The organism is Kribbella sp. CA-293567 (genome assembly GCF_027627575.1).
Taxonomy (GTDB): Bacteria; Actinomycetota; Actinomycetes; order Propionibacteriales; family Kribbellaceae; genus Kribbella.
In genome coordinates this window covers 1,943,163-1,961,845 of sequence record NZ_CP114065.1, presented here as the reverse complement: position 1 = coordinate 1,961,845, position 18,683 = coordinate 1,943,163, and the positions used below count along the sequence as shown (strand labels likewise).

The window sequence follows — 18,683 nt, the reverse complement described above, 5'->3', positions numbered from 1 at the left end:
TCTCCGCTTGCTTCCAGCTCCATCATTGCCGACGGCTGGTGACGGCACATTGATAGCCTCGCCTCGATGACCGGGCGGAAGTGGGACATGGGCGCGACACGCCGGGTAGGACGTGTCTTCGCCAGGCGTTCCCCGGGCGGTCCCGCACCGCTGGATCTGGTCGGCAGCGGCAAGCTGGACGGCGCGCTGATCGACTGGGCGTACTACCGCGACGGCCGCCGCGACACCCGCTCCGGTTCGTACGTGGACGCGCTCACCCGGGCGCGGCGCGGGGACGGCTTCGTCTGGATCGGCCTGTTCGAGCCGAGCGTGCAGCAGCTGGCCGTGATCGGCAGCGAGTTCGGGCTGCACAAGCTGGCTCTGGAGGACGCCGCCGAGGCGCATCAGCGGCCGAAGCTCGAGCGGTACGACGGGATCCTGTTCGCGGTACTGAAGACGGTGCGGTACGTCCCGCACGGCGATCTCACCGCCACCAGTGAGGTGGTGGAGTCGGGTGAGGTGATGGTGTTCTGCGGTCCGGGCTTCGTGATCACCGTGCGGCACGGGGACCACGGCGAGCTGACCGGACTGCGGCAGCGGCTGGAGCAGGAGCCGGAACGGCTGGCCGCCGGTCCCGGCGCGGTCCTGCACGCGATCACCGACCATGTGGTCGACAGCTACCTGGCCGTCGCGGGCGCGGTGCAGTCCGATATCGACCTGATCGAGATCGAGATGTTCAGCCCGCGCGGCTGGCGCAACATCGACCGGGTCTATCAGCTCAAACGCGAGGTGCTGGAGCTGAAGCGGGCCGTGGCGCCGCTGACCGGTCCGATGCGCGCGCTGTCGACGCTGCGGCACCCGTTGATCGGCGACGACATCCGGAACTACTTCCGCGACGTCGACGACCACCTGCTGCGGGTGAAGGAGCAGGTGGTCTCGTTCGACGAGCTGCTCAGCTCGATCCTGCAGGCCGGGCTGGCCCAGGTGCAGGTCTCGGAGAACGACGACATGCGCCGGATCTCGGCCTGGGTCGCGATCCTCGCCGTACCGACCCTGATCGCCGGTGTCTACGGGATGAACTTCGACAACATGCCCGAGACCACCTGGAAGTACGGGTACTACGCCGTGCTGGCGCTGATGCTGACCGCTTGCACGGTGCTCTACCGGCTGTTCAAGCGGAACCGCTGGCTGTGATCCGGGGCGGCCATCTCGCCGTCACTTGTTGTCCACCAATACCGCGTCGGCGGTGAGTTGGCAACCTCTTGCCATGGCCGCCACTCCACCACCGGAGTGTGACCCAACCGGTTGTGTGCCCCGGAACCGGCTGATTCAATCGGAGTCGTCGCGTTCGGTCAGCGATCCGCCACATGGTGCGACCGACGGCATCGGGGGATGTCGTGACGCCGAGGATCCGGGAGGGCTCCGTGCTTCGCATCCACTTCACTCCACGCGATCTCGCGCGAACGACCGTCTCGACCAGGCCGGCGGCGTCCTGGGAGATCCTGCTCAGCCTGCACATGCTGCAGCAGTCCGAGGGCCGGCTGATCTTCGAGGACTGGCGGCGCTCGATCCGGGCCAAGGTGGCGCCGGACCAGATGCGGCTGCTGCTCGAGCTGACGCCGCCGAAGGGCTACTCCCCCGACTTCCTCACCCCGGCTGCGTCGGCGCCGGACTTCGAGACCGCGCTGGAACTGGTGCTGGCGACACCTCGCCAGGAGCTGCGCGGCCAGCTGGAACTGCTGGCGAAGTACCGGCCGGTCTCGCCGTGGACTCGGGAGCTCGCGCAGGGCGACCGGAGCTCGCTGGACCGGCTCGGCCGCGCCATCCGGTCCTACCACGACGCCGCGATCGCGCCGTACTGGAAGTCGATCGGCACTCACATCTCCGCCGACCACGCGCACCGCGGCGACGCGCTGGCCAGGCACGGCGTGGATCGGCTGCTGTCGACGCTGCATCCGCGGGTCCGGTGGGTGGCGCCGGTGCTGCAGGTGCTGGACATGCACGACCGCGATCTCTACCTCGACGGGCGCGGCATCGAGCTGCAGCCGTCGGCCTTCTGCTGGCGGGTGCCGACCAAGCTGCGCGACCCGGAACTCAAGCCGATCCTGGTGTATCCGATCCAGCACGCGCCGGGCATCCTGCGCTCGACGTCGGCCCAAGCCACCGACTCCTCGGACGTCCTCGGTTCCCTGCTCGGTTCGACCAGGGCGGCGGCCCTGGAAGCCGCGGTGACCGGCTGTACGACGACCGAGCTGGCCCGCCGCTGCAAGATCTCCCCGGCGGCGGCCAGCCACCAGGCGACCGTGCTGCGCGAGGCCGGGCTGATCACCACGCGCCGGGTGGGCGCGTCGGTGCTGCACGAGGTCACGCAGCTCGGGATCTGGCTGTTGTCCGGCCACGGTTCCGGCAACCAGCGCGCGACCGGCGCGCGACCCGCCGTACCGGCGCACTGAGGGCGGTACGGCGGCTGCGGCGTCGGACCTGCCGGCGTCAGAGCTTGTAGTCCTCCAGCAGGCGGCGGCCGATGATCATCCGCTGGATGTCGGCCGTGCCCTCGCCGATCAGCAGCATCGGCGCCTCGCGGTAGAGCCGCTCGATCTCGTACTCCTTCGAGAACCCGTAGCCGCCGTGGATCCGGAACGAGTCCTCGACCACCTGGGAGCAGTACTCGCTGGCCAGGTACTTCGCGACGCCGGCCTCGAAGTCGTTGCGGGAGCCGGCGTCCTTCTTCCGGGCCGCCTTGACCATCAGTTCGTGCGCGGCCTCGACCTTGACCGCCATGTCGGCCAGCCGGAACAGCACGGCCTGGTGCTCGGCGATCTTCTTGCCGAACGTCTCCCGCTGCTGGGCGTAGGAGATGCCCAGCTCGAACGCGCGCCGGGCAACGCCGCAGCCGCGGGCGGCCACGTTCACCCGGCCGACCTCGACACCGTCCATCATCTGGTAGAAACCCTTGCCCGGTACGCCGCCGAGAATCTGGTCGGCGCCGATCCGGTACCCGTCGAAGATCAGCTCGGTCGTGTCGACGCCCTTGTAGCCCATCTTCTCGATCTTGCCCGGCACCGTCAGGCCCTGGTCCACCTCGCCGAAGCCAGGCTCCTTCTCGACCAGGAAGGTGGTCATGTTCTTGTAGACCGAGTCGGAGCCCTCGTCGGTCTTGACCAGCACCGCGACCAGGTTGCTCGAACCACCGTTGGTGAGCCACATCTTCTGGCCGTTGATGGTGTACAGGTCGCCGTTTTCAGCCGATGCGGTCTTGACCGCTTTGGTCTTGATCGCGGCGACGTCGGAGCCACAGCCGGGCTCGGACATCGAGAACGCACCGCGGACGTCACCGGTGGCCATCCGGGGCAGGTACTTCTGCTTCTGCTCGTCGGTGCCGTGCTGCAGCAGCAGGTAGGCGACGATGAAGTGGGTGTTGATGATGCCGGAGACGCTCATCCAGCCGCGAGCGATCTCCTCGACGCAGAGCGCGTAGGTCAGCAGCGACTCGCCCAGCCCGCCGTACTCCTCGGGGATCATCAGACCGAACAGGCCGAGCTCCTTGAGCCCCTCGACGATCTTCGTCGGGTACTCGTCCTTGTGCTCCAGCTCGGTGGCGACCGGGAGGATCTCGGACTCGACGAAGGCCCGGACCGTCTTCAGGATCTCTTCCTGGATGTCGGTGAGTCCCTCGGTCTGCTGCAACCTGCTCATCAGCGGCGCTCCTTCCGTCGGCCACGACCCGTACCCGCGGTACTACTGGTGAGTATCGCGGCTCCCAGCATCGCGGTCACACCCGACACCCGCTGTGACACCGGCCACCCCAGCACCGTCGCCTGCCTCACGCCGGAACGCCGGGGGCCGCCGGTGCGCAGGTACTGCGGTCGCCTGGGCTGCCGGTTGCTAGTTGCGGTTCCAGCCGTTCCCGTTGCCGTTGTCGCCCTCGTCGCCATCGCCATCGCCCTCGCCGTCACCGGAGTCACCCTGGTAGCGGAGGGCGGCCCCGACCGCCGAGAACATGGCGGAGATCTGCGGAGTCGAGTGCCAGCGTCCCTGTCGCTGCGCCTCCAGTAGTCGCTGCCTGGCCTGCTGGAACTGCTTCACCGCTTCTCTGGAGTCACCCTCGTCGACGGCCTTGGCGGACTGATCGAGGTCCTTGGCTGCCTCGCGCACGGCCCGCTCCGCGTGCTCCTGCTTGTGCGCGCGAACCAGTTGCGCCAACGTCCGCAGTGCCGCCGACGTGTTGTTCTGCGGCGGCGCCGGCTTCTTGGTGGGCGTCTTCTTCGGCGTCGGCTTCTTGCTGGGCGTCTTGGTCGGAGTAGGAGTCGGCTTCGGCTTGGACACCGGCTTCACGCTCGTCGCGGGAGTCGTCACCGGCGGGCCGGCCTCCGCTGTCGTGTCCGGCGCGACACCCTCCCGCAGCAACGCGGCGATCACCACTCCAGCCAGCACGACGCCGACCCCCACGATCGCCTTCGCCAGCGGGAACCGTCGCTTGGGTGCGACAACGTGTTCGTCATCCTGGAAGGTCCGAGCAGGCAGGATGGAGGCAGCAGCGGAAGGCTCGTCAGGCTTCGGCAGGAGCGGCAGCACTCGAGTGCCCTCACCGGCAGGTGGCAGCGGAGCAACTTGAGCAACAGCAGACGGGTTCAGGTAGTCAGCGACAGCAGCAGCCGAGGACGGGCGGGCAGCAGGGTCCTTGGAGAGCAGTCGCATCACCAGGGCGTCCAGGCCGGGAGCGCCCTCGGTACGGCGTACTGGGAGGGGCTGGGCGTCCAGGTGCTGGTGCATGACGTCCATGACGTCCGCGCCGACGAAGGGCGTGGTGCCTTCGAGTAGTTCGTAGAGGACGCAGCCGAGGGCGTACCAGTCACTCGCAGAGGTCGCGCGCTCGCCGCGGACCTGCTCGGGCGAGACATAGCCGGCAGTACCGAGCAGCACCGGTCCAGTGGCCCCGTCGACTCCGGCCTGCTGGGCGATCCCGAAGTCGGTCATCTTGAGGGTGCCGTCAGGGGCCAGCAGCAGGTTGCCCGGCTTGATGTCCCGGTGCACGATTCCGGCGTCGTGAGCGGCGTCCAGCGCACGCGCGCCCTGCAGCGCGATGTCGGCGACGAAGCGGTCCGGTGGAAGCCCCTTGGTGCGCAGCAACTGCGCCAGGTCGGGCCCGTTGACGAGCTCCATCACCAGGAACACCTGGCCGTTCGCGGTGCCGACGTCGTACGTCGCGACCACGTTGGGATGGGTCAGCCGGGCCGCGGCCTGGGCCTCGATGCGGAACCGCTCGACGGCGTCCATCTGGTCGCCCTCCAGCCGGCGGAGCAGTTTCACCGCCACCGGCCGGGCCAGGACCGCGTCCTCGCCTCGCCACACCTCGCCCGCGCCGCCGCGCCCCAGCGGGGCCAGCAATCGATAGCGCCCCGCGAGTACCTCGCCGTTCACACCAACACCTCACTGTCAGCCAGATAGCGGGCCCCACCCTAGGCGGCTCACCTGGCCAGTGCGAGTCCGTGGCGAATTCCTTGGCAAACCTTGAGACGCCCGCCGCGTCCGACGACCGTTCGACGCATCGCCCGCCGGTTTCCAGTGACAGCGCTGTCAGGTCAGGACTAGCGTGCTGTTCATGTTGCGCAGACTCTGTTTGGTGGTTGCCGCAGGCCTAGCCGCGGCGACCCTCACCTCGACCAGCGCGGGCGCGGCGCCCGCGGTACCGGCCGGACACCAGCCGCCGACGGTGCGGTGCGAGTTCACGCCGACGCCGGAGAACCCGGCAGCCAAGCCGGTCACCGTACCCAAGGCGAAGGCGCTCGCGAAGGGCACCGTCGACGTGTACTTCGTGACCAACTACGGCCCGTTCGTGGTCCGGATGGACCGCGCCAACGCGCCTTGTGGGGTGTCGAACTTCGTGCACCTCACCAAGAGCCGGTTCTACGATTGGACCCAGTGCTTCCGGCTGACCAACTCGGCCCGGCTCGGCGTCCTGCAGTGCGGTGACATCTACCGCCAGGAGGAGGGCGGACCGGGGTACAAGTTCCCCGACGAGGTGACCGGCAAGGAGACCTACCCCCGCGGAACCGTTGCCATGGGCAACCAGGGCCCGGGCACCAACGGCAGCGAGTTCTTCGTGGTGCACTCGTTCGCCAACATCCCGCCGAACTACACCGTGCTCGGCCGCGTCGTCCACGGGATGTCCACCTTCGACCGGATGGTCAAGGCCGGAATCGCCGACCCCGACCTGGACGGCCCCCCGGTCCGCCCGATCCGGATCTACAAGGTGCTGACGCTGGGCTGATCCCGCCAAGCCCACCAGTGGTGGGCTTGAACACCCTGCGGCGACCTTGAACACGTCAGACCTTGTTCAAGGTCGCCGGTCGGTGTCCGCGCCCACCACTGACGGGGTCGGCGCGGGAGGCGGCGTCAGGCTTCCGGGGTCCAGACGTTCGTGCGGGTCATGTTGGCGGCGCGGCCCTTGGCCGAGATGACGAGTGCCATCTTGCGGGAGGCCTCGTCGATCATCTCGTCGCCGAGCATCACCGCGCCACGGGCACCACCAGCGGCGGAGGTGTAGTGGTCGTAGGCGTCGAGGATGTTCTCGGAGTGGTCGTAGTCCTCCTGCCGCGGCGAGTAGACCTCGTTGGCGGCGGCGATCTGGTCGGGGTGCAGCACCCACTTGCCGTCGAAGCCGAGGGCGGCGGACCGGCCGGCCACCCGGCGGAACCCGTCGAGCTCCTTGATCTGCAGGTACGGGCCGTCGATCGCCTGCTGCCCGTAGGCGCGGGCCGCCATCAGGATCTGCATCAGGATGTAGTGGTAGGCGTCGCCGACGTCGTACCCGGGCGGCTGCTCGCCCACCACCAGCGACTTCATGTTGATCGACGCCATGAAGTCGGCCGGCCCGAAGATGATCGTCTCGACCCGCGGCGAGGCGGCGGCGATCGCGTTCACGTTGGTCAGGCCGAGCGCGTTCTCGATCTGCGCCTCGATCCCGAGCCGGCCCTGCTCCAGCCCGTGCACCTTCTCCAGCTGGGTCAGCAGCAGGTCGAGCGCGACCACCTGCTCGGCGGTCTGCACCTTCGGCAGCATGATGCAGTCCAGGTTCGCGCCGGCGCCGGAGACCACCTCGATCACGTCGGCGTAGGTCCACTGGGTGGTCCAGTCGTTCACCCGGACCACCCGGGTCTTGCTGCCCCAGCCGCCCTCGTTCAGCGCGGCGACGATGTTCTTGCGGGCGTCGACCTTGGCGATCGGCGCGACCGAGTCCTCCAGGTCGAGGAACACCTGGTCGGCGTCCAGGCCCTTGGCCTTCTCCAGGAAACGCGGGTTCGATCCCGGCGTCGCCAGGCACGAACGCCTGCTCCGGAAGGCCCTGCCGGTGGTGGTCTGGTCAGCCATCGCTGCATCCCTAAGGTCGGTTACCCGTCGGTCACTCGCAGCGTACGGCGAAATGTCAGCCGGTACGCCGGTGACGTCGATCACGCCCGCCGGACATGTGGTGGGCGTCACCGCGAGCCAACGACCCGGAAGTGGGCGAGGATGGTGCCGTGCTGGAGCCTCTGGGTCTGACTCGCGCCGAGCAGGACCTCTACGAAGACCTGGTGTCGCGCCGCCCGGTGACCGAGGCCGAAGTGAGCGACCCGGCGGCCGCTCGGCGGCTGGTCGAGCTCGGCCTGATCACGCTGATGCCGTCCAAGCCACCGCGCTTCCTGGTGCTGCCGCCCGACGTCGCTCTGGAGCTACTGGTCCGGGACCGCGAGCTGGAGCTGGCCAAGGCGCGGCAGGAGACAGTACTGCTCGCCACTCAGTTCCACACCGGCGCCGCACGGACCGAGCCGCCCGAGCTGATCGAGGTACTCCGCGGCGAGCCGGAGATCGCCGCCGGGATCGAGCGGCTCATCCGCAGCGCCAGGAGCGAGGTCTGTCTCTCGGACGCGCCGCCGTTCATGACCGACCCCACCCAGGTGCACCAAGAGGAGCTGGAGAGCCTGCGGGAGGGTGTCGGCATCCGGATCCTCTACGACCGCACCCGCTCCGTGGACCGGCCCGGGCGACTGGCTGCCCGGGTCCGTGGGGTCAACGACGGCGAGCAGGCCCGAGTCGGCGACGTGCCGCTCAAGCTGCTGCTGACCGACGGCCCGATGGCCTTCGTCCCGATCGACGTCGGCGCCACCCAGTACTCCGCGGCGCTGCTGATTCATGACCCGACCCTGGTGGCCGCGCTGCAGACACTCTTCGAGCAGCTCTGGAGCAGGGCAGTCCCGTTGGCCACCTACGCCGGGCAGACGGGAAGCGCAGACGGTCCTACCGATCAGGAGCGGGACCTGCTGGCCCTGCTGATGTCCGGCCTCACCGACAGCGAGACCGCCGTTCAGCTGGGCTGGACCGAGCGCAGCGTCCGCTCGCGCATCGACCGGATGCGCCAGCGGCTGGGAGCCGACACCAGGTTCCAGGCAGGCTACGAAGCCGTACTACGCGGATGGCTGGAACCTCATGAAGGATGACCTCTCAGTGCTCGGGCTGGCGCCGGCCGAGCACGCGGCGTACCGGGCTCTGGTCGCGCAGGAGCCGGTCGCAGCCGAAGACCTGCTGACTGCGCTGGTCGACAAGGGCCTGGCGGCGCTGGTGGACGGCAGGTACGTCGCAGTGGCGCCGGACATCGCGCTGGAGGTGCTGCTGGCGAACCGCGAGAAGAGCCTGCGGGAGGCGCGCGAGCACATCTCCACCCTAAAAGTTGCCTACCGCAAGCATTTGACCAAGCCGATGCCGACCCTGCTGGAGTATGTGGGCGGCGCGGCGGCCGTGCGGCAGCGGATCGTGCAGATCCAGCAGGCGGCTCGGTCCGAGGTCCGTCGGCTGATCCGGTCGCCGCAACCTCCCGTTGAGCTTCTGGCGGACTGCCGGACCATCTACGAGGCCGCGGCCCTGCCGACGGATCCACCTGTTGACGCCCGCGTGGTTCCTGTCCTGCCGCTGGAGCTGTACCTGCTCGACGACCGGCTGGCGCTGGTGATGCTCGACGAGGACCGGGCCGCCATCCTGCAGCCGTGTGGACTGCTCGACGCCTACATGCAGCTCTTCGAGAGGCTGTGGGAGCGTTCGCTGCCTGCCGTGCCCGACGAGCAGGAGGAGGCCCGGCTGCTGACCTCCTTGCTGCTGTCAGGGTTGTCGGATCACGCGATAGCGCGGGAGCTCGGGGTCAGCCCCCGGACGGCTCAGCGGAAGCTTGCGGCGATGCTGCAGGACCTAGGCGCGCACACTCGCTTCCAGGCGGGAGTACAGGCCGCTATCCGTGACCTGTGACACCCTGGGCGGGTGACGACTGACGAGGCTGTTGCGGAGATCGCCGGGGTGATGAAGAAGGCCGGGCTCGTCTGGTTGTCCTGGAACGGCGGCCGGCCCGCGCCGGCTTGGTTTGCCACAGTGGACGGCGCGTACGTCGTACTGGCTGATCGGGCGGGGAGTGCCGAGCAGCCGTTGCCCGGATTGGCTGAGGCGGATGCTGCTGAGGTCGTAGTACCGGCTAAGCCTGCTAACAGCCGCTTGGCCGGCTGGATGGCCGCAGTACGGCGTCTGGAGCCTGGCAGCGATGAGTGGACAGCCGCAGCCCAGGTACTGCGTACCGAGCGGCTCAACGCGTCCGGTCTCGACACCCAGCTCAACCGCTGGCAGACAGAGGCCGACCTGCTCGTCCTGGAGCCCACTGGCGAAATCACCGAGACTGCAGGCCGGTACGACGGCAGCCTGCGGCTGGAGACGCCGAAAGGCAGCCCGGCCACCACCCGCGGCAAGCGGCCGATCACCCTCCACCGACGCTCCAAGCGCAGGCCCAAGCTCACCTGAGTTGCCTCCCGGACATGTCCTGGGCCGGGACAGTGCGCTGGGGCACTAGCCTTCGAGTTATGAGCGGCCCTCCTTCACGCGTCTACGTGGCTCGGCTGGCTGGTCTTCCCGTGTACGACCCGAACGGGGACCAGGTCGGCAAAGTCCGCGATGTCGTCGTCATGCTCCGGCAGGGCACGCAGCCGCCACGGGTGCTCGGACTGGTGGTCGAGGTGTTCACCCGGCGCCGGATCTTCCTGCCGATGACCCGGGTGACCTCGGTGGACGCCGGCCACGTGATCACCACCGGGCTGGTGAACATGCGCCGGTTCGAGCAGCGCACCACCGAGGTGCTGGTGATCGGTGAACTGCTGGACCGGACCGTGACGATCCGCGAGTCGAGCACCCAGGCGACCGTCTTCGACCTGGCGATGGAGCAGTGGCGGACCCGCGACTGGGTGCTGTCGAAGGTGGCCGTCACCGAGGGCGGGAAGCGGTTCCGGCGGCGCCGGGGGCAGACACACGTCCTCGACTGGGCCGAGGTGAGCGGCTTCGCGCAGATCGAAGAGGGGCAGGGTGCGACGCACATCCTGGCCGCCTTCGAGTCGATGAAGCCCGCTGACCTGGCCGGCGTACTGCACGAACTGTCGCCCAAGCGGCGCAAGGAGATCGCTGCCGCGCTGGACGACGAGCGGCTGGCCGACGTACTGGAGGAACTGCCGGAGGACGTCCAGGTGGAGATCCTGGCCGGCCTGGACACCGAGCGGGCCGCGGACGTGCTCGAGGAGATGTCACCCGACGACGCGGCCGACCTGATCGCCGAGCTGCCGACCGAGACGGCCGAGCGGCTGCTGACCCTGATGGAGCCCGACGAGGCCGAGGACGTCCGCCGGCTGCTGACGTACGAGGAGCGCACGGCCGGTGGCCTGATGACGTCGGAGCCGGTGATCCTGCCCGCCGACGCCACCGTGGCCGACGCTCTCGCGCACGTGCGCAACGCCGAGCTCAGCCCCGCGCTGGCCGCGATGATCTACGTCTGCCGGCCGCCGCTGGAGACCCCGACCGGCCGTTTCATCGGCATCGGCCACATCCAGCGGCTGCTTCGTGAGCCGCCGTCCGCGCTCGTCTCCGGCGTGCTGGACACCGACCTCGACGGCCTCCGGCCGGACGACAGCCTGCACGCCGTCAGCAAGTACCTCGCCACCTACAACCTGGTGGCGGCGCCGGTGCTCGACGAGGAAGGCCGGCTGCTCGGCGCGGTCACCGTCGACGACGTACTGGACCATCTGCTCCCCGACGACTGGCGCGGACCCGATCAGCAGGAGGTGGATCACCATGCCCCGTGACGACCGCAGCAGCGACGACCGGCGGTTGACCCGGTCGACCGCCGGCCGGCTGGACATCCCCCGCGAGCTGCGCCGGACGATCGTGCGCCGGCGCGCGTACGACGCGGACGCGTTCGGCCGGCTGTCGGAGCGGATCGCCCGCTTCCTCGGCACCGGCCAGTTCCTGGTCTACATGACCGCGACGATCGTCTTCTGGGTGCTCTGGAACATCTTCGCGCCCGAGCAGATGCGCTGGGACCAGTACCCGTTCATCTTCCTGACCCTGGCGCTCAGCCTGCAGGCGTCGTACGCCGCCCCGCTGATCCTGCTCGCCCAGAACCGGCAGGAGGCCCGCGACCGGGTCCAGTACGAACGCGACCGCGACGTGGACGCCCGCACCCGCGCCGACATGGAGTTCCTGGCCCGCGAGATGGCCGCCCTCCGGATGTCGGTCGGCGAGGTGGCCACCCGCGACTTCCTCCGCTCCGAACTCCGCTCCCTGCTGGCCGAACTCGAACTCAAGGACCGCGAGGAGGACCGCGTCTGAGGTGGACAAGTCGGCTTCGACTCGGCGCACTAACTTCTGAGCCTGAGCCGAACTCCACTCGCCTCCGCGATCGCGGAGTCCATATAGGCGTTTCCTGCTTTCAACTCGGCGTCGGCCGCCTCGTAGCTGCGCCAGTCCGCCGCTGCGGTCCAGCGCTGAGCGAAGTCCAGCACCGAATGGAGCGTCTGGCCGTTGCCGGCACCGTTACTGACGCCGACCAGCCCGGCAAGGTAGTTGTTGCGGAAGACTGTCGGGATCACGATCCGGATCTGTCCCGCGGTGCTCAGTTCGGCGTTGGCGAACAGCCGCGCGATCCGCCCGTTGCCGTCGTCGAACGGATGCACCTCCGTCAGCAACAGCATGATCGCGACCGCCCGCTGGAAAGGATCGATGATCGAGGACATCGCCTCGAAACCGCGGCGCAGGGTGCCGAGCACCATCTCGGGCGCCACGAAGGCGTACCCGCCGGCATAGTTCTGCTGCTCCTTGAACTGTCCTGGCCGCTTGTCCTCGCGAGCCGCCATCAACGTGGCGTGCCTGTCGACCAGAAGGTCCAGCAGGTCCGCGCTCGAGACCGGCACCGCGGCCGCCAACTCCGGGTCCGAGGCAATCCGGTAGGTGGCGGCCACATCGTGCGCGTCCTGTGGTCTGGCGGCCGGCACCTCGCCGTCGATCGCGATCCGCCGGGCTTCGTCGACGCCGAACTGTGTGCCCTCGATGAAGTTGGAGAAGTACGACTCGAAGAACGGCAGCCACTGCCATCGCTGCGCTCCGCCCAGGGCGGGCCGGGGTACGGGCGGGACCGTGTGCAGGTAGTCGACGAGGCGTCCCAGCAGTTGCAGCCGATGCTCGTCGTAGGGCTGTCCCTCGAGTCGCGCGGCGAACTTGGCGGATTTGAACGCCGCGTCCGGGCGGGTGCCGACCAAAGCCGCGAGCCGGCTGCGGACAACCTCGACGGATCGCTCGCTGAAGTGCCCGGAGATGACATCCAACTGCTGGAGCAGAGCACGCACTCGGCCCGCTCCGCCGTCGCGCGCCTGCTCGTCCAACTGATCCTCGACGACGGCGATGCCGGCTTGTCTGGCGGGTTTGCCCTGCCGCGGACGACCTCGCGCTTCGACGTTCTCGACCAGGGCCCTGGCCCGGCCGGACAGGAACAGACCGGACGGCATGGCCATGTCACCGGGCAACTGTCCGGGCCCGATCCGAACGGAGAAGGTCAGTCCGGGCACGGCGAGATCGGCCCGCCGCCCAGGTTCTGGGTGACAGAGGAAGAGCCACCCGTCGACCGGCTCGCCACCGCTCAGTCCGGTGCGATCGCAAAGGACCGCGCCCGGCCAGAGATGGGCAGCAATGGCGAACCTGTGCTGATACGCGACCTTCTCGGGCGGAAGCGTTGCATCGAGGGCGTAGAGGCCCGGTGCCAGCCGGATCGCACGACCGGACTTCCGTTGCCGTGAAAGCCTCGAGCGAGTGGTTTCGGTCGCGAACTCCAGGCGGCCGGCGGGATGCACACCTTGTGCAACATTCATCAGCAAAGTCCACTCATTGAGGTGCGTACGCAACATCTGATAGCTAAAGATTGCCACCGATGCAACAAATGCACCATAAAGACTGAGCGATCAGGCTGTTCGAGACTGCCTTCACCAGTTCAGCAGGACTCAAGGACGATCGCGTCCAGAGTGCGTGAGCAAGGCGTCCTTCCTTGCAGGGCAGAGGTCACAGTGGACTGGGGTCGGGTGGCTGGGGTGCAGCACGTAGCCTGGTGGCATGGCCCCAACTGCTGACCAGGTGACCGTCGCGCTCGGCGGCGTGATCGACCCCGAGATCAAGAAGCCGATCACCGAACTGGGCATGGTCGAGTCCGTCGTGGTGAGAACCGATGGCGTGGTCGCGGTGAAGATCCTGCTGACCGTCTCGGGCTGCCCGATGAAGGACACGCTGCGCCGTGACACGACCGCCGCGGTCAGTGCGCTGGAAGGCGTGACCGGGGTGGAGATCGAGCTGGGCGTGATGTCGACCGAGCAGCGCGCCGCACTGCAGACGCAACTGCGCGGTGGCGTGGCGGAGAAGGAGATTCCGTTCTCCCGGGCCGACTCGCTGACCAAGGTGTTCGCGATCGCGTCCGGCAAGGGCGGGGTCGGCAAGTCGTCCGTGACGGTGAACCTCGCCGTCGCGATGGCGGCCCAGGGACTGTCGGTCGGCGTACTGGACGCCGACATCTACGGTCACTCGATCCCCGCGATGTTCGGGGTCGCCGACGAGCGCCCGACCGCGGTGAACGACATGATCATGCCGGTGCCCGCGCACGGTGTGAAGGTGATCTCGATCGGCATGCTGAAGCCCAAGCGCGACCAGGTGGTCGCCTGGCGCGGTCCGATCCTGGACCGCGCGCTGGTGCAGATGCTGGCCGACGTGTACTGGGGCGACCTCGACGTCCTGCTGCTCGACCTGCCGCCCGGCACCGGTGACATCGCGATCTCGGTCGGCCAGCGGCTCACCAGCGCCGAGGTCATCGTCGTCACCACACCGCAGGAGGCCGCCGCCGAGGTGGCCGAGCGCGCCGGCACAATGGCGCAGATGGTCCACCAGCGAGTGGCCGGCGTGATCGAGAACATGTCGTTCCTGCCCTGCCCGCACTGCGGCCCCGAGCACCGCATCGAGATCTTCGGCTCCGGCGGTGGCGCGCGGGTGGCATCAACGCTGTCCCAGCGCCTGGGGTACGAGATCCCTCTGCTCGGAGAGATCCCGCTGGACGAGCGCCTGCGCAGCGGCGGCGACATCGGCCAGCCGCTGGTCACCGCGGACCCGGACACCCCGGCAGCTCACGTACTCGGCGACATCGCGATGCGCCTGGGCGGCAAGCCCCGGGGTCTTCTCGGTCGCCAGCTGGGACTGTCACCGGCCGGTCGCTGACACCTCCCCGTGTCGTCGGACGACCCACGCCAGCGAGACCGGATCCGGTTCGAGAATCCGGTACTGGAGACCGAGCGCCTGCGACTGCGCACTTGGCGTGCCGACGAACTCGACCGGATCACGACTGCACGGACCAACCAGGCGACCGCGCATTTCCTTCCGTTCATCCCCCAGCCCTTCACCGCCGAGGACGCACGGTTCTGGCTGGGCGACCTGGCCGAGCAGGCGGCGGCCGGACTCCGCTTCAACTGGTGCGTGGCGGACCGCGCTTCCGATGTTGCCTTGGGCAACTTAACCCTGTTCAACCTTGGCGAGGGTGGAGGCGAGCTGGGGTTCTGGGCGCATCCGGATGCCCAGGGCCGAGGGGTGGTGGCGGAGGCTGTGCGGAGGGTGAGCGTCTGGTTCTTCGGGTCGCCGGCGGATGGCGGGTTCGGGGGAAGGCGGCTGGCGATTCGTACGGCCGCGACGAACCGCGCCGCGCGGCGGGTAGCGGAGTCGGCGGGCTTCCGGGAAGACGGGATTGAGCGCGAGGCTTTCTGGTTGGGGTCGGGGGTTTGTGATGATCGGGTCAGCTACGAGCTGGTGAAGAGCGATCAGTCGGCTGTGTGCTGAGCTGGTGGACCTTTCACTCGCAGCCCCGCGCCTCCCCCGCCAGACTTGTGCCTTCGCCAAGCGGGCGACGTAGCTGAGCTGGCACACCTTCACCCACATACGCGTCTCGCTTGCCGACACCGCTGCTCTACCAAGCGGGCGACGTAGGAGCCGGCGTGGCACCTTCACCCACACACGCGTTGCCCCGCCACACCCCCGCTGTCACCAAGCAGGCGACGCAGGAGCCCGCGCACCGGGTGGGTGGGAGCCAGCGCAAGCGTGGGGAAAGACCTAAGTCGCCTCGGGATCGAACGGCGCCCGCGCTCCGGCAGGCAGCCGCTGCGGCGTCATCATGTCGGTGGAGTTCGACACCGGCTTGTCGTCGAAGTCGTCGTCGATGCCGTCGAGCAGGTGTTTGCGGACGAAGCTGCGCGGGTTGAGGTCGCGGACGTCGAGGTCGGCGAACTCCGGGCCGAGTTCGTCGCGCAGGTCGGTCTGCGCCTTGCTGACCATGCCGCGGACCTGGCGCAGCAGCTGGGCGGCGGTACGGGCGAACTCCGGAAGCCGGTCGGGGCCGAAGACGACGATCGCCACGATCGCGATCACCGCTATCTCGAGCGGACCGATGTTGAACATGCCCCCACCCTCTCGGTTCTTCCGTTGTGCCGCGGACAGCGTAGCCCGCGGCTGGTCAGCCGCCCGCGCGGGTCAGCCGACCTGCTGCCCCAGCTTGATGACGACCTGCCGGGGTTTGCCACCGCGTTCGTAGTCGAGCCGGACGCTCTCCCCCGGCCGGTGCGAGCGAATCGCCACGATCAGCGCCTCGGCGGTGTCGACCGCCTGGCTGTTGATCTTGGTGATGACGTCACCGGTGCGGAGTCCGGCGCGGGTGGCGGGGCTGTTCGGCTGGACCTCGCTGACCCGGGCGCCGCCCTCGAACTGCATGTCGACGTTCGCGCCGATCACCGGGTACGACGCCTGGCCGGAGGCGATCAGCTGCTGCGCGGTCCGCCGGGCCTGGTCGATCGGGATCGCGAACCCGAGCCCGATGTTGCCGCTGGCCCCGGGCTCGGCGCCGCGCACGGTCGCGATCGCGGAGTTCACGCCGATCACGCGGGCCTCCATGTCGACCAGCGGGCCGCCCGAGTTGCCGGGGTTGATGGCCGCGTCGGTCTGCAGCGCGTTGATGTAGGAGATCTCGCCCTCGCCGCCGGCGGTGACCGGGCGGTTCTTGGCCGAGACGATGCCGGAGGTGACGGTGCCGGCCAGGCCGAGCGGCGAACCGATCGCCACCACGTCCTGCCCCACGATCGACTTCGCCGACTCGCCGAACTGCACCGACGGCGCGTCCAGCCCGGCGACCTGCACGACAGCCAGGTCGTACGCCGGTGAGCGGCCGACCAGCCGGGCGGTCGAGACCTTGCCTTGCTGCGTGACGACCTGGATCGAACCGCCGGACGCCGCCGCCGAGACCACGTGGTTGTTGGTCAGGATGTGCCCGGAGCCGTCGATCACGAAGCCGGAGCCGGTCGCGTTGGCATTGCCGGAGCCCTCGACCTTGAGCTGGACGACGCTCGGGAGCAGGGTCTGGGCGATGGCCGAGACGGAGCCGGTCTTGATCTTGGGGTCGGCGCCCTGACCGATCGGCGGACCGGTCTGGTCGTCGACGACGCCGTTCCGGTCGAGTGCCAGCACGGCCGCGGCGCCACCTCCACCCGCGACCAGCCCGACGATCAGGGCGACGGCGGCCGCGAGGCCGATCACCTTGTTGCGCTTCTCGGGCGGCGACGGCGTGTAGGCGCGAGCCTGCTGCTGGTGCCAGTCCAGCGGCGGAGGCGGCACGTACGTCGGTTGCTGGGTCGGCCAGGCCTGCCCCGGGTAGGCAGGCCGGAAGCCTGACTCCTGCGGCTCAGGCTGCCCGAAGCTCCGCTGGCTCGTGGACCGCCCACTGCTCTGCCGGTACGCCGAACTGCTGCTGCCCGGCGCCGGAATCGGTGCCGTCCCCGCACCGGGGCTCGGCGGCGTCATCCCGGTCATCGGACCGGCCGAGGCCACTGCGCCCATCGAACTCACCGGGCCGGCAGGCGAGCCCGTGGGCCCAACAGACGCAGGTGTCGACTCCGCGGGTGCAGGCGTCGACTCCACGGGTGCAGGTGTCGACTCCGCGGGTGCAGGCGTCACCGGCATCGGGGTGGTCAACGCCGCGGCCGCGTCGGCCAGGGTCTGGCCGGACTCGGCACCAGCGGGTGACCCGGCAGCAGCGGGCGACTCGGCACCAGCGGGTGCGGGAGTTAATGCAGGAAGCTCTTGCGTGTTGTCCGGAGTCGCAGGGGTCTGCGGGTTCCGGGCAGTCGGCTCGGCGTCATCCCAGCTCACGGTGTCCGCCTCACGTCGTCGTCGTCTCGGTGTCGGGAGAGCCTGCACCGGGGTGCGGGGAAGTGCTCCCAGAGTTGATTATCCCAGCTTGTGGGAAAGCGCACCCACCGGAGTGAGCCACGACGCGATTTTCGCCAGTCCGGTGCCCATCCGCTGCACGGCGGTCACCTTCGGCGGCGGGGTGTGCGGGAAGGCCGCCACCACCTTGGCGAGGTTCTCGTACGGCAGGTCACCGACCAGCGTGTAGACGATGCCGCCGGACGACCAGACGGCGTACGACGGCATCCCGTAGCGCTGGTAGATCCGTGCACCGTCCGCCGTGGTGGTCATCGTGTAGCCCGCCACCGCCGCGGGGTCGAGCTCTCCACGCTGCTCGAAGAGGGAGACGTTGAAGAGCCCGTCGGAGTACGAGAACTGCAGGGACTTGGTCGCCTGGTCCTGGTGGACGTCGTAGAGCTGCAGCGACGCCGGGAGCGTCGGTGAGCAGGTCCAGCCTTGGGAGCGCAGCCCGTCGACACTGCTCATCCCCACCGACTCGACGCTGCCCGGAGCCATCGGCGGGAGGTGACCGATGAACTCGGACTGCTCGATCTCCAGGTCGGTGAACACCGTCGCCCGGACCATCGTCTTGCCGTCGTCGCCGAACAACTGCCGCTGCAGCAGCAGCCCGGTCGTCTGGTCGATCCAGAACCGGCCCGCCACGGTCCGGTCGCCGCGCAGCGCCTCGACCAGTACGGCGGCGCGTCCGATCGTGTCCGTGCAGCACTTGTAGACCAGCTCGTAGGTCTCCTTGAGCAGCGCGAGCGGTCCGCCGTCGACAGTCGGCCCAGCGGCGTGGTTGGCCCGCTGCACGAACGCCTTGGCGCCCGGGGAGGCAGCCGAGCCGACCACGCTGATCTCCGACCCCTGCGAGGCCGCGTGGACGATGTCGAGCATGGCCGAGCTAGCGCCCTGCGGTCCCCAGGAGGTGATGATCTGGGTGCCGTGGAACGACACGTGATCCGGCGCTGCCGCAGCTCGTTGGAGCCAGGCGACGGCGCTCGGGTTGTCTTCACGCTGTGCGGCAGGCGCAGGCGTGGCCGCGGCGGGCAGAGGCAGGCCGAAGCCGATCAGCGCGGTGCCGACCAGTACGGCGAGCCGGGAGAGGCTCACGA

General features: G+C 69.1%; 17 protein-coding genes. 10 read left to right on the top strand and 7 right to left on the bottom strand.

The features are described from left to right. Positions 1-66 precede the first annotated feature (66 nt). Both OX958_RS09505 and OX958_RS09500 read left to right on the top strand, forming a co-directional pair. Positions 67-1,173, top strand: a complete 1,107-nt coding sequence (locus OX958_RS09505) for a magnesium and cobalt transport protein CorA (protein ID WP_270136885.1) — start codon at positions 67-69, stop codon at positions 1,171-1,173. A gap of 230 nt (positions 1,174-1,403) precedes the next feature. Further along, positions 1,404-2,432 carry an ArsR/SmtB family transcription factor gene (locus tag OX958_RS09500; RefSeq protein WP_270136884.1) on the top strand — a complete coding sequence of 343 codons (1,029 nt, stop codon included), beginning with the start codon at positions 1,404-1,406 and terminating at the stop codon, positions 2,430-2,432. A 37-nt stretch (positions 2,433-2,469) separates the two neighbouring features. On the opposite strand, the gene OX958_RS09495 is transcribed toward OX958_RS09500, so the two are convergent. Beyond that, positions 2,470-3,675 carry an acyl-CoA dehydrogenase family protein gene (locus OX958_RS09495; RefSeq protein WP_270136883.1) on the bottom strand — a complete coding sequence of 402 codons (1,206 nt, stop codon included), beginning with the start codon at positions 3,673-3,675 and terminating at the stop codon, positions 2,470-2,472. A 189-nt stretch (positions 3,676-3,864) separates the two neighbouring features. Then, positions 3,865-5,400 carry a serine/threonine-protein kinase gene (locus OX958_RS09490; RefSeq protein ID WP_270136882.1) on the bottom strand — a complete coding sequence of 512 codons (1,536 nt, stop codon included), beginning with the start codon at positions 5,398-5,400 and terminating at the stop codon, positions 3,865-3,867. 181 nt (positions 5,401-5,581) lie between these two features. Here OX958_RS09490 and OX958_RS09485 point away from each other — a divergent pair, with 181 nt between their 5' ends. After that, positions 5,582-6,250 (top strand): peptidylprolyl isomerase, encoded by a 669-nt coding sequence (locus OX958_RS09485; protein ID WP_270136881.1) that lies wholly within the window; start codon positions 5,582-5,584, stop codon positions 6,248-6,250. Between the two features lie 125 nt (positions 6,251-6,375). Here OX958_RS09485 and OX958_RS09480 read toward each other — a convergent pair whose 3' ends face one another. Then, the gene (locus tag OX958_RS09480) at positions 6,376-7,350 is read right to left on the bottom strand and encodes an HpcH/HpaI aldolase/citrate lyase family protein (protein ID WP_270136880.1); all 975 of its coding nucleotides are present in this window, start codon (positions 7,348-7,350) and stop codon (positions 6,376-6,378) included. Positions 7,351-7,499: 149 nt separating this feature from the next. Here OX958_RS09480 and OX958_RS09475 point away from each other — a divergent pair, with 149 nt between their 5' ends. The 5 genes from OX958_RS09475 to OX958_RS09455 are packed head-to-tail and all read left to right on the top strand — an operon-like array spanning position 7,500 to position 11,646. Next, positions 7,500-8,456, top strand: a complete 957-nt coding sequence (locus OX958_RS09475; RefSeq protein ID WP_270136879.1) for a LuxR C-terminal-related transcriptional regulator — start codon at positions 7,500-7,502, stop codon at positions 8,454-8,456. Next, positions 8,446-9,255: a hypothetical protein gene (locus OX958_RS09470; protein WP_270136877.1), complete on the top strand. Its 810-nt coding sequence runs from the start codon at positions 8,446-8,448 to the stop codon at positions 9,253-9,255. Before OX958_RS09475 ends, OX958_RS09470 begins: the two co-directional genes overlap by 11 nt. A 12-nt stretch (positions 9,256-9,267) precedes the next feature. Further along, complete coding sequence (locus tag OX958_RS09465) at positions 9,268-9,795, top strand: hypothetical protein (protein WP_270136875.1); 528 nt, start codon at positions 9,268-9,270, stop codon at positions 9,793-9,795. A 59-nt stretch (positions 9,796-9,854) separates the two neighbouring features. Continuing rightward, positions 9,855-11,120, top strand: a complete 1,266-nt coding sequence (locus tag OX958_RS09460; RefSeq protein ID WP_270136874.1) for a magnesium transporter MgtE N-terminal domain-containing protein — start codon at positions 9,855-9,857, stop codon at positions 11,118-11,120. After that, the gene (locus OX958_RS09455) at positions 11,110-11,646 is read left to right on the top strand and encodes a DUF1003 domain-containing protein (protein ID WP_270136872.1); all 537 of its coding nucleotides are present in this window, start codon (positions 11,110-11,112) and stop codon (positions 11,644-11,646) included. Before OX958_RS09460 ends, OX958_RS09455 begins: the two co-directional genes overlap by 11 nt. A gap of 29 nt (positions 11,647-11,675) precedes the next feature. Here the strand turns inward: OX958_RS09455 and OX958_RS09450 are convergent, their stop codons facing one another. Then, the gene (locus OX958_RS09450; protein ID WP_270136871.1) at positions 11,676-13,178 is read right to left on the bottom strand and encodes a Fic family protein; all 1,503 of its coding nucleotides are present in this window, start codon (positions 13,176-13,178) and stop codon (positions 11,676-11,678) included. Between the two features lie 238 nt (positions 13,179-13,416). On the opposite strand from OX958_RS09450, the gene OX958_RS09445 reads away from it, so the two are divergent. After that, positions 13,417-14,562 carry an Mrp/NBP35 family ATP-binding protein gene (locus tag OX958_RS09445; RefSeq protein ID WP_270136870.1) on the top strand — a complete coding sequence of 382 codons (1,146 nt, stop codon included), beginning with the start codon at positions 13,417-13,419 and terminating at the stop codon, positions 14,560-14,562. 9 nt (positions 14,563-14,571) lie between these two features. Then, positions 14,572-15,174: a GNAT family N-acetyltransferase gene (locus OX958_RS09440; protein ID WP_270136868.1), complete on the top strand. Its 603-nt coding sequence runs from the start codon at positions 14,572-14,574 to the stop codon at positions 15,172-15,174. 270 nt (positions 15,175-15,444) lie between these two features. Here the strand turns inward: OX958_RS09440 and OX958_RS09435 are convergent, their stop codons facing one another. The 3 genes from OX958_RS09435 to OX958_RS09425 all read right to left on the bottom strand — a co-directional run bounded on the left by OX958_RS09435 (position 15,445) and on the right by OX958_RS09425 (position 18,681). Beyond that, a complete protein-coding gene (locus OX958_RS09435) occupies positions 15,445-15,789 on the bottom strand; it encodes a sec-independent translocase (RefSeq protein WP_270136866.1) in 345 nt (114 codons plus the stop codon). Between the two features lie 72 nt (positions 15,790-15,861). After that, positions 15,862-17,217 (bottom strand): S1C family serine protease, encoded by a 1,356-nt coding sequence (locus OX958_RS09430; protein ID WP_270136864.1) that lies wholly within the window; start codon positions 17,215-17,217, stop codon positions 15,862-15,864. Positions 17,218-17,607: 390 nt separating this feature from the next. Further along, positions 17,608-18,681 carry a transcriptional regulator gene (locus tag OX958_RS09425; RefSeq protein WP_270136862.1) on the bottom strand — a complete coding sequence of 358 codons (1,074 nt, stop codon included), beginning with the start codon at positions 18,679-18,681 and terminating at the stop codon, positions 17,608-17,610. Between the last annotated feature and the right edge of the window lie 2 nt (positions 18,682-18,683).

What these genes read in the sequence shown, in the direction of transcription:
- OX958_RS09485 (WP_270136881.1), top strand. Translation starts at nt 5,582, where the DNA reads ATGTTGCGCAGACTCTGTTTGGTGGTTGCCGCAGGCCTAGCCGCGGCG.
- OX958_RS09480 (WP_270136880.1), bottom strand. Translation starts at nt 7,350, where the DNA reads ATGGCTGACCAGACCACCACCGGCAGGGCCTTCCGGAGCAGGCGTTCG.
- OX958_RS09470 (WP_270136877.1), top strand. Translation starts at nt 8,446, where the DNA reads ATGAAGGATGACCTCTCAGTGCTCGGGCTGGCGCCGGCCGAGCACGCG.
- OX958_RS09460 (WP_270136874.1), top strand. Translation starts at nt 9,855, where the DNA reads ATGAGCGGCCCTCCTTCACGCGTCTACGTGGCTCGGCTGGCTGGTCTT.
- OX958_RS09450 (WP_270136871.1), bottom strand. Translation starts at nt 13,178, where the DNA reads ATGAATGTTGCACAAGGTGTGCATCCCGCCGGCCGCCTGGAGTTCGCG.
- OX958_RS09445 (WP_270136870.1), top strand. Translation starts at nt 13,417, where the DNA reads ATGGCCCCAACTGCTGACCAGGTGACCGTCGCGCTCGGCGGCGTGATC.
- OX958_RS09455 (WP_270136872.1), top strand. Translation starts at nt 11,110, where the DNA reads ATGCCCCGTGACGACCGCAGCAGCGACGACCGGCGGTTGACCCGGTCG.
- OX958_RS09495 (WP_270136883.1), bottom strand. Translation starts at nt 3,675, where the DNA reads ATGAGCAGGTTGCAGCAGACCGAGGGACTCACCGACATCCAGGAAGAG.
- OX958_RS09435 (WP_270136866.1), bottom strand. Translation starts at nt 15,789, where the DNA reads ATGTTCAACATCGGTCCGCTCGAGATAGCGGTGATCGCGATCGTGGCG.
- OX958_RS09505 (WP_270136885.1), top strand. Translation starts at nt 67, where the DNA reads ATGACCGGGCGGAAGTGGGACATGGGCGCGACACGCCGGGTAGGACGT.
- OX958_RS09430 (WP_270136864.1), bottom strand. Translation starts at nt 17,217, where the DNA reads ATGGGCGCAGTGGCCTCGGCCGGTCCGATGACCGGGATGACGCCGCCG.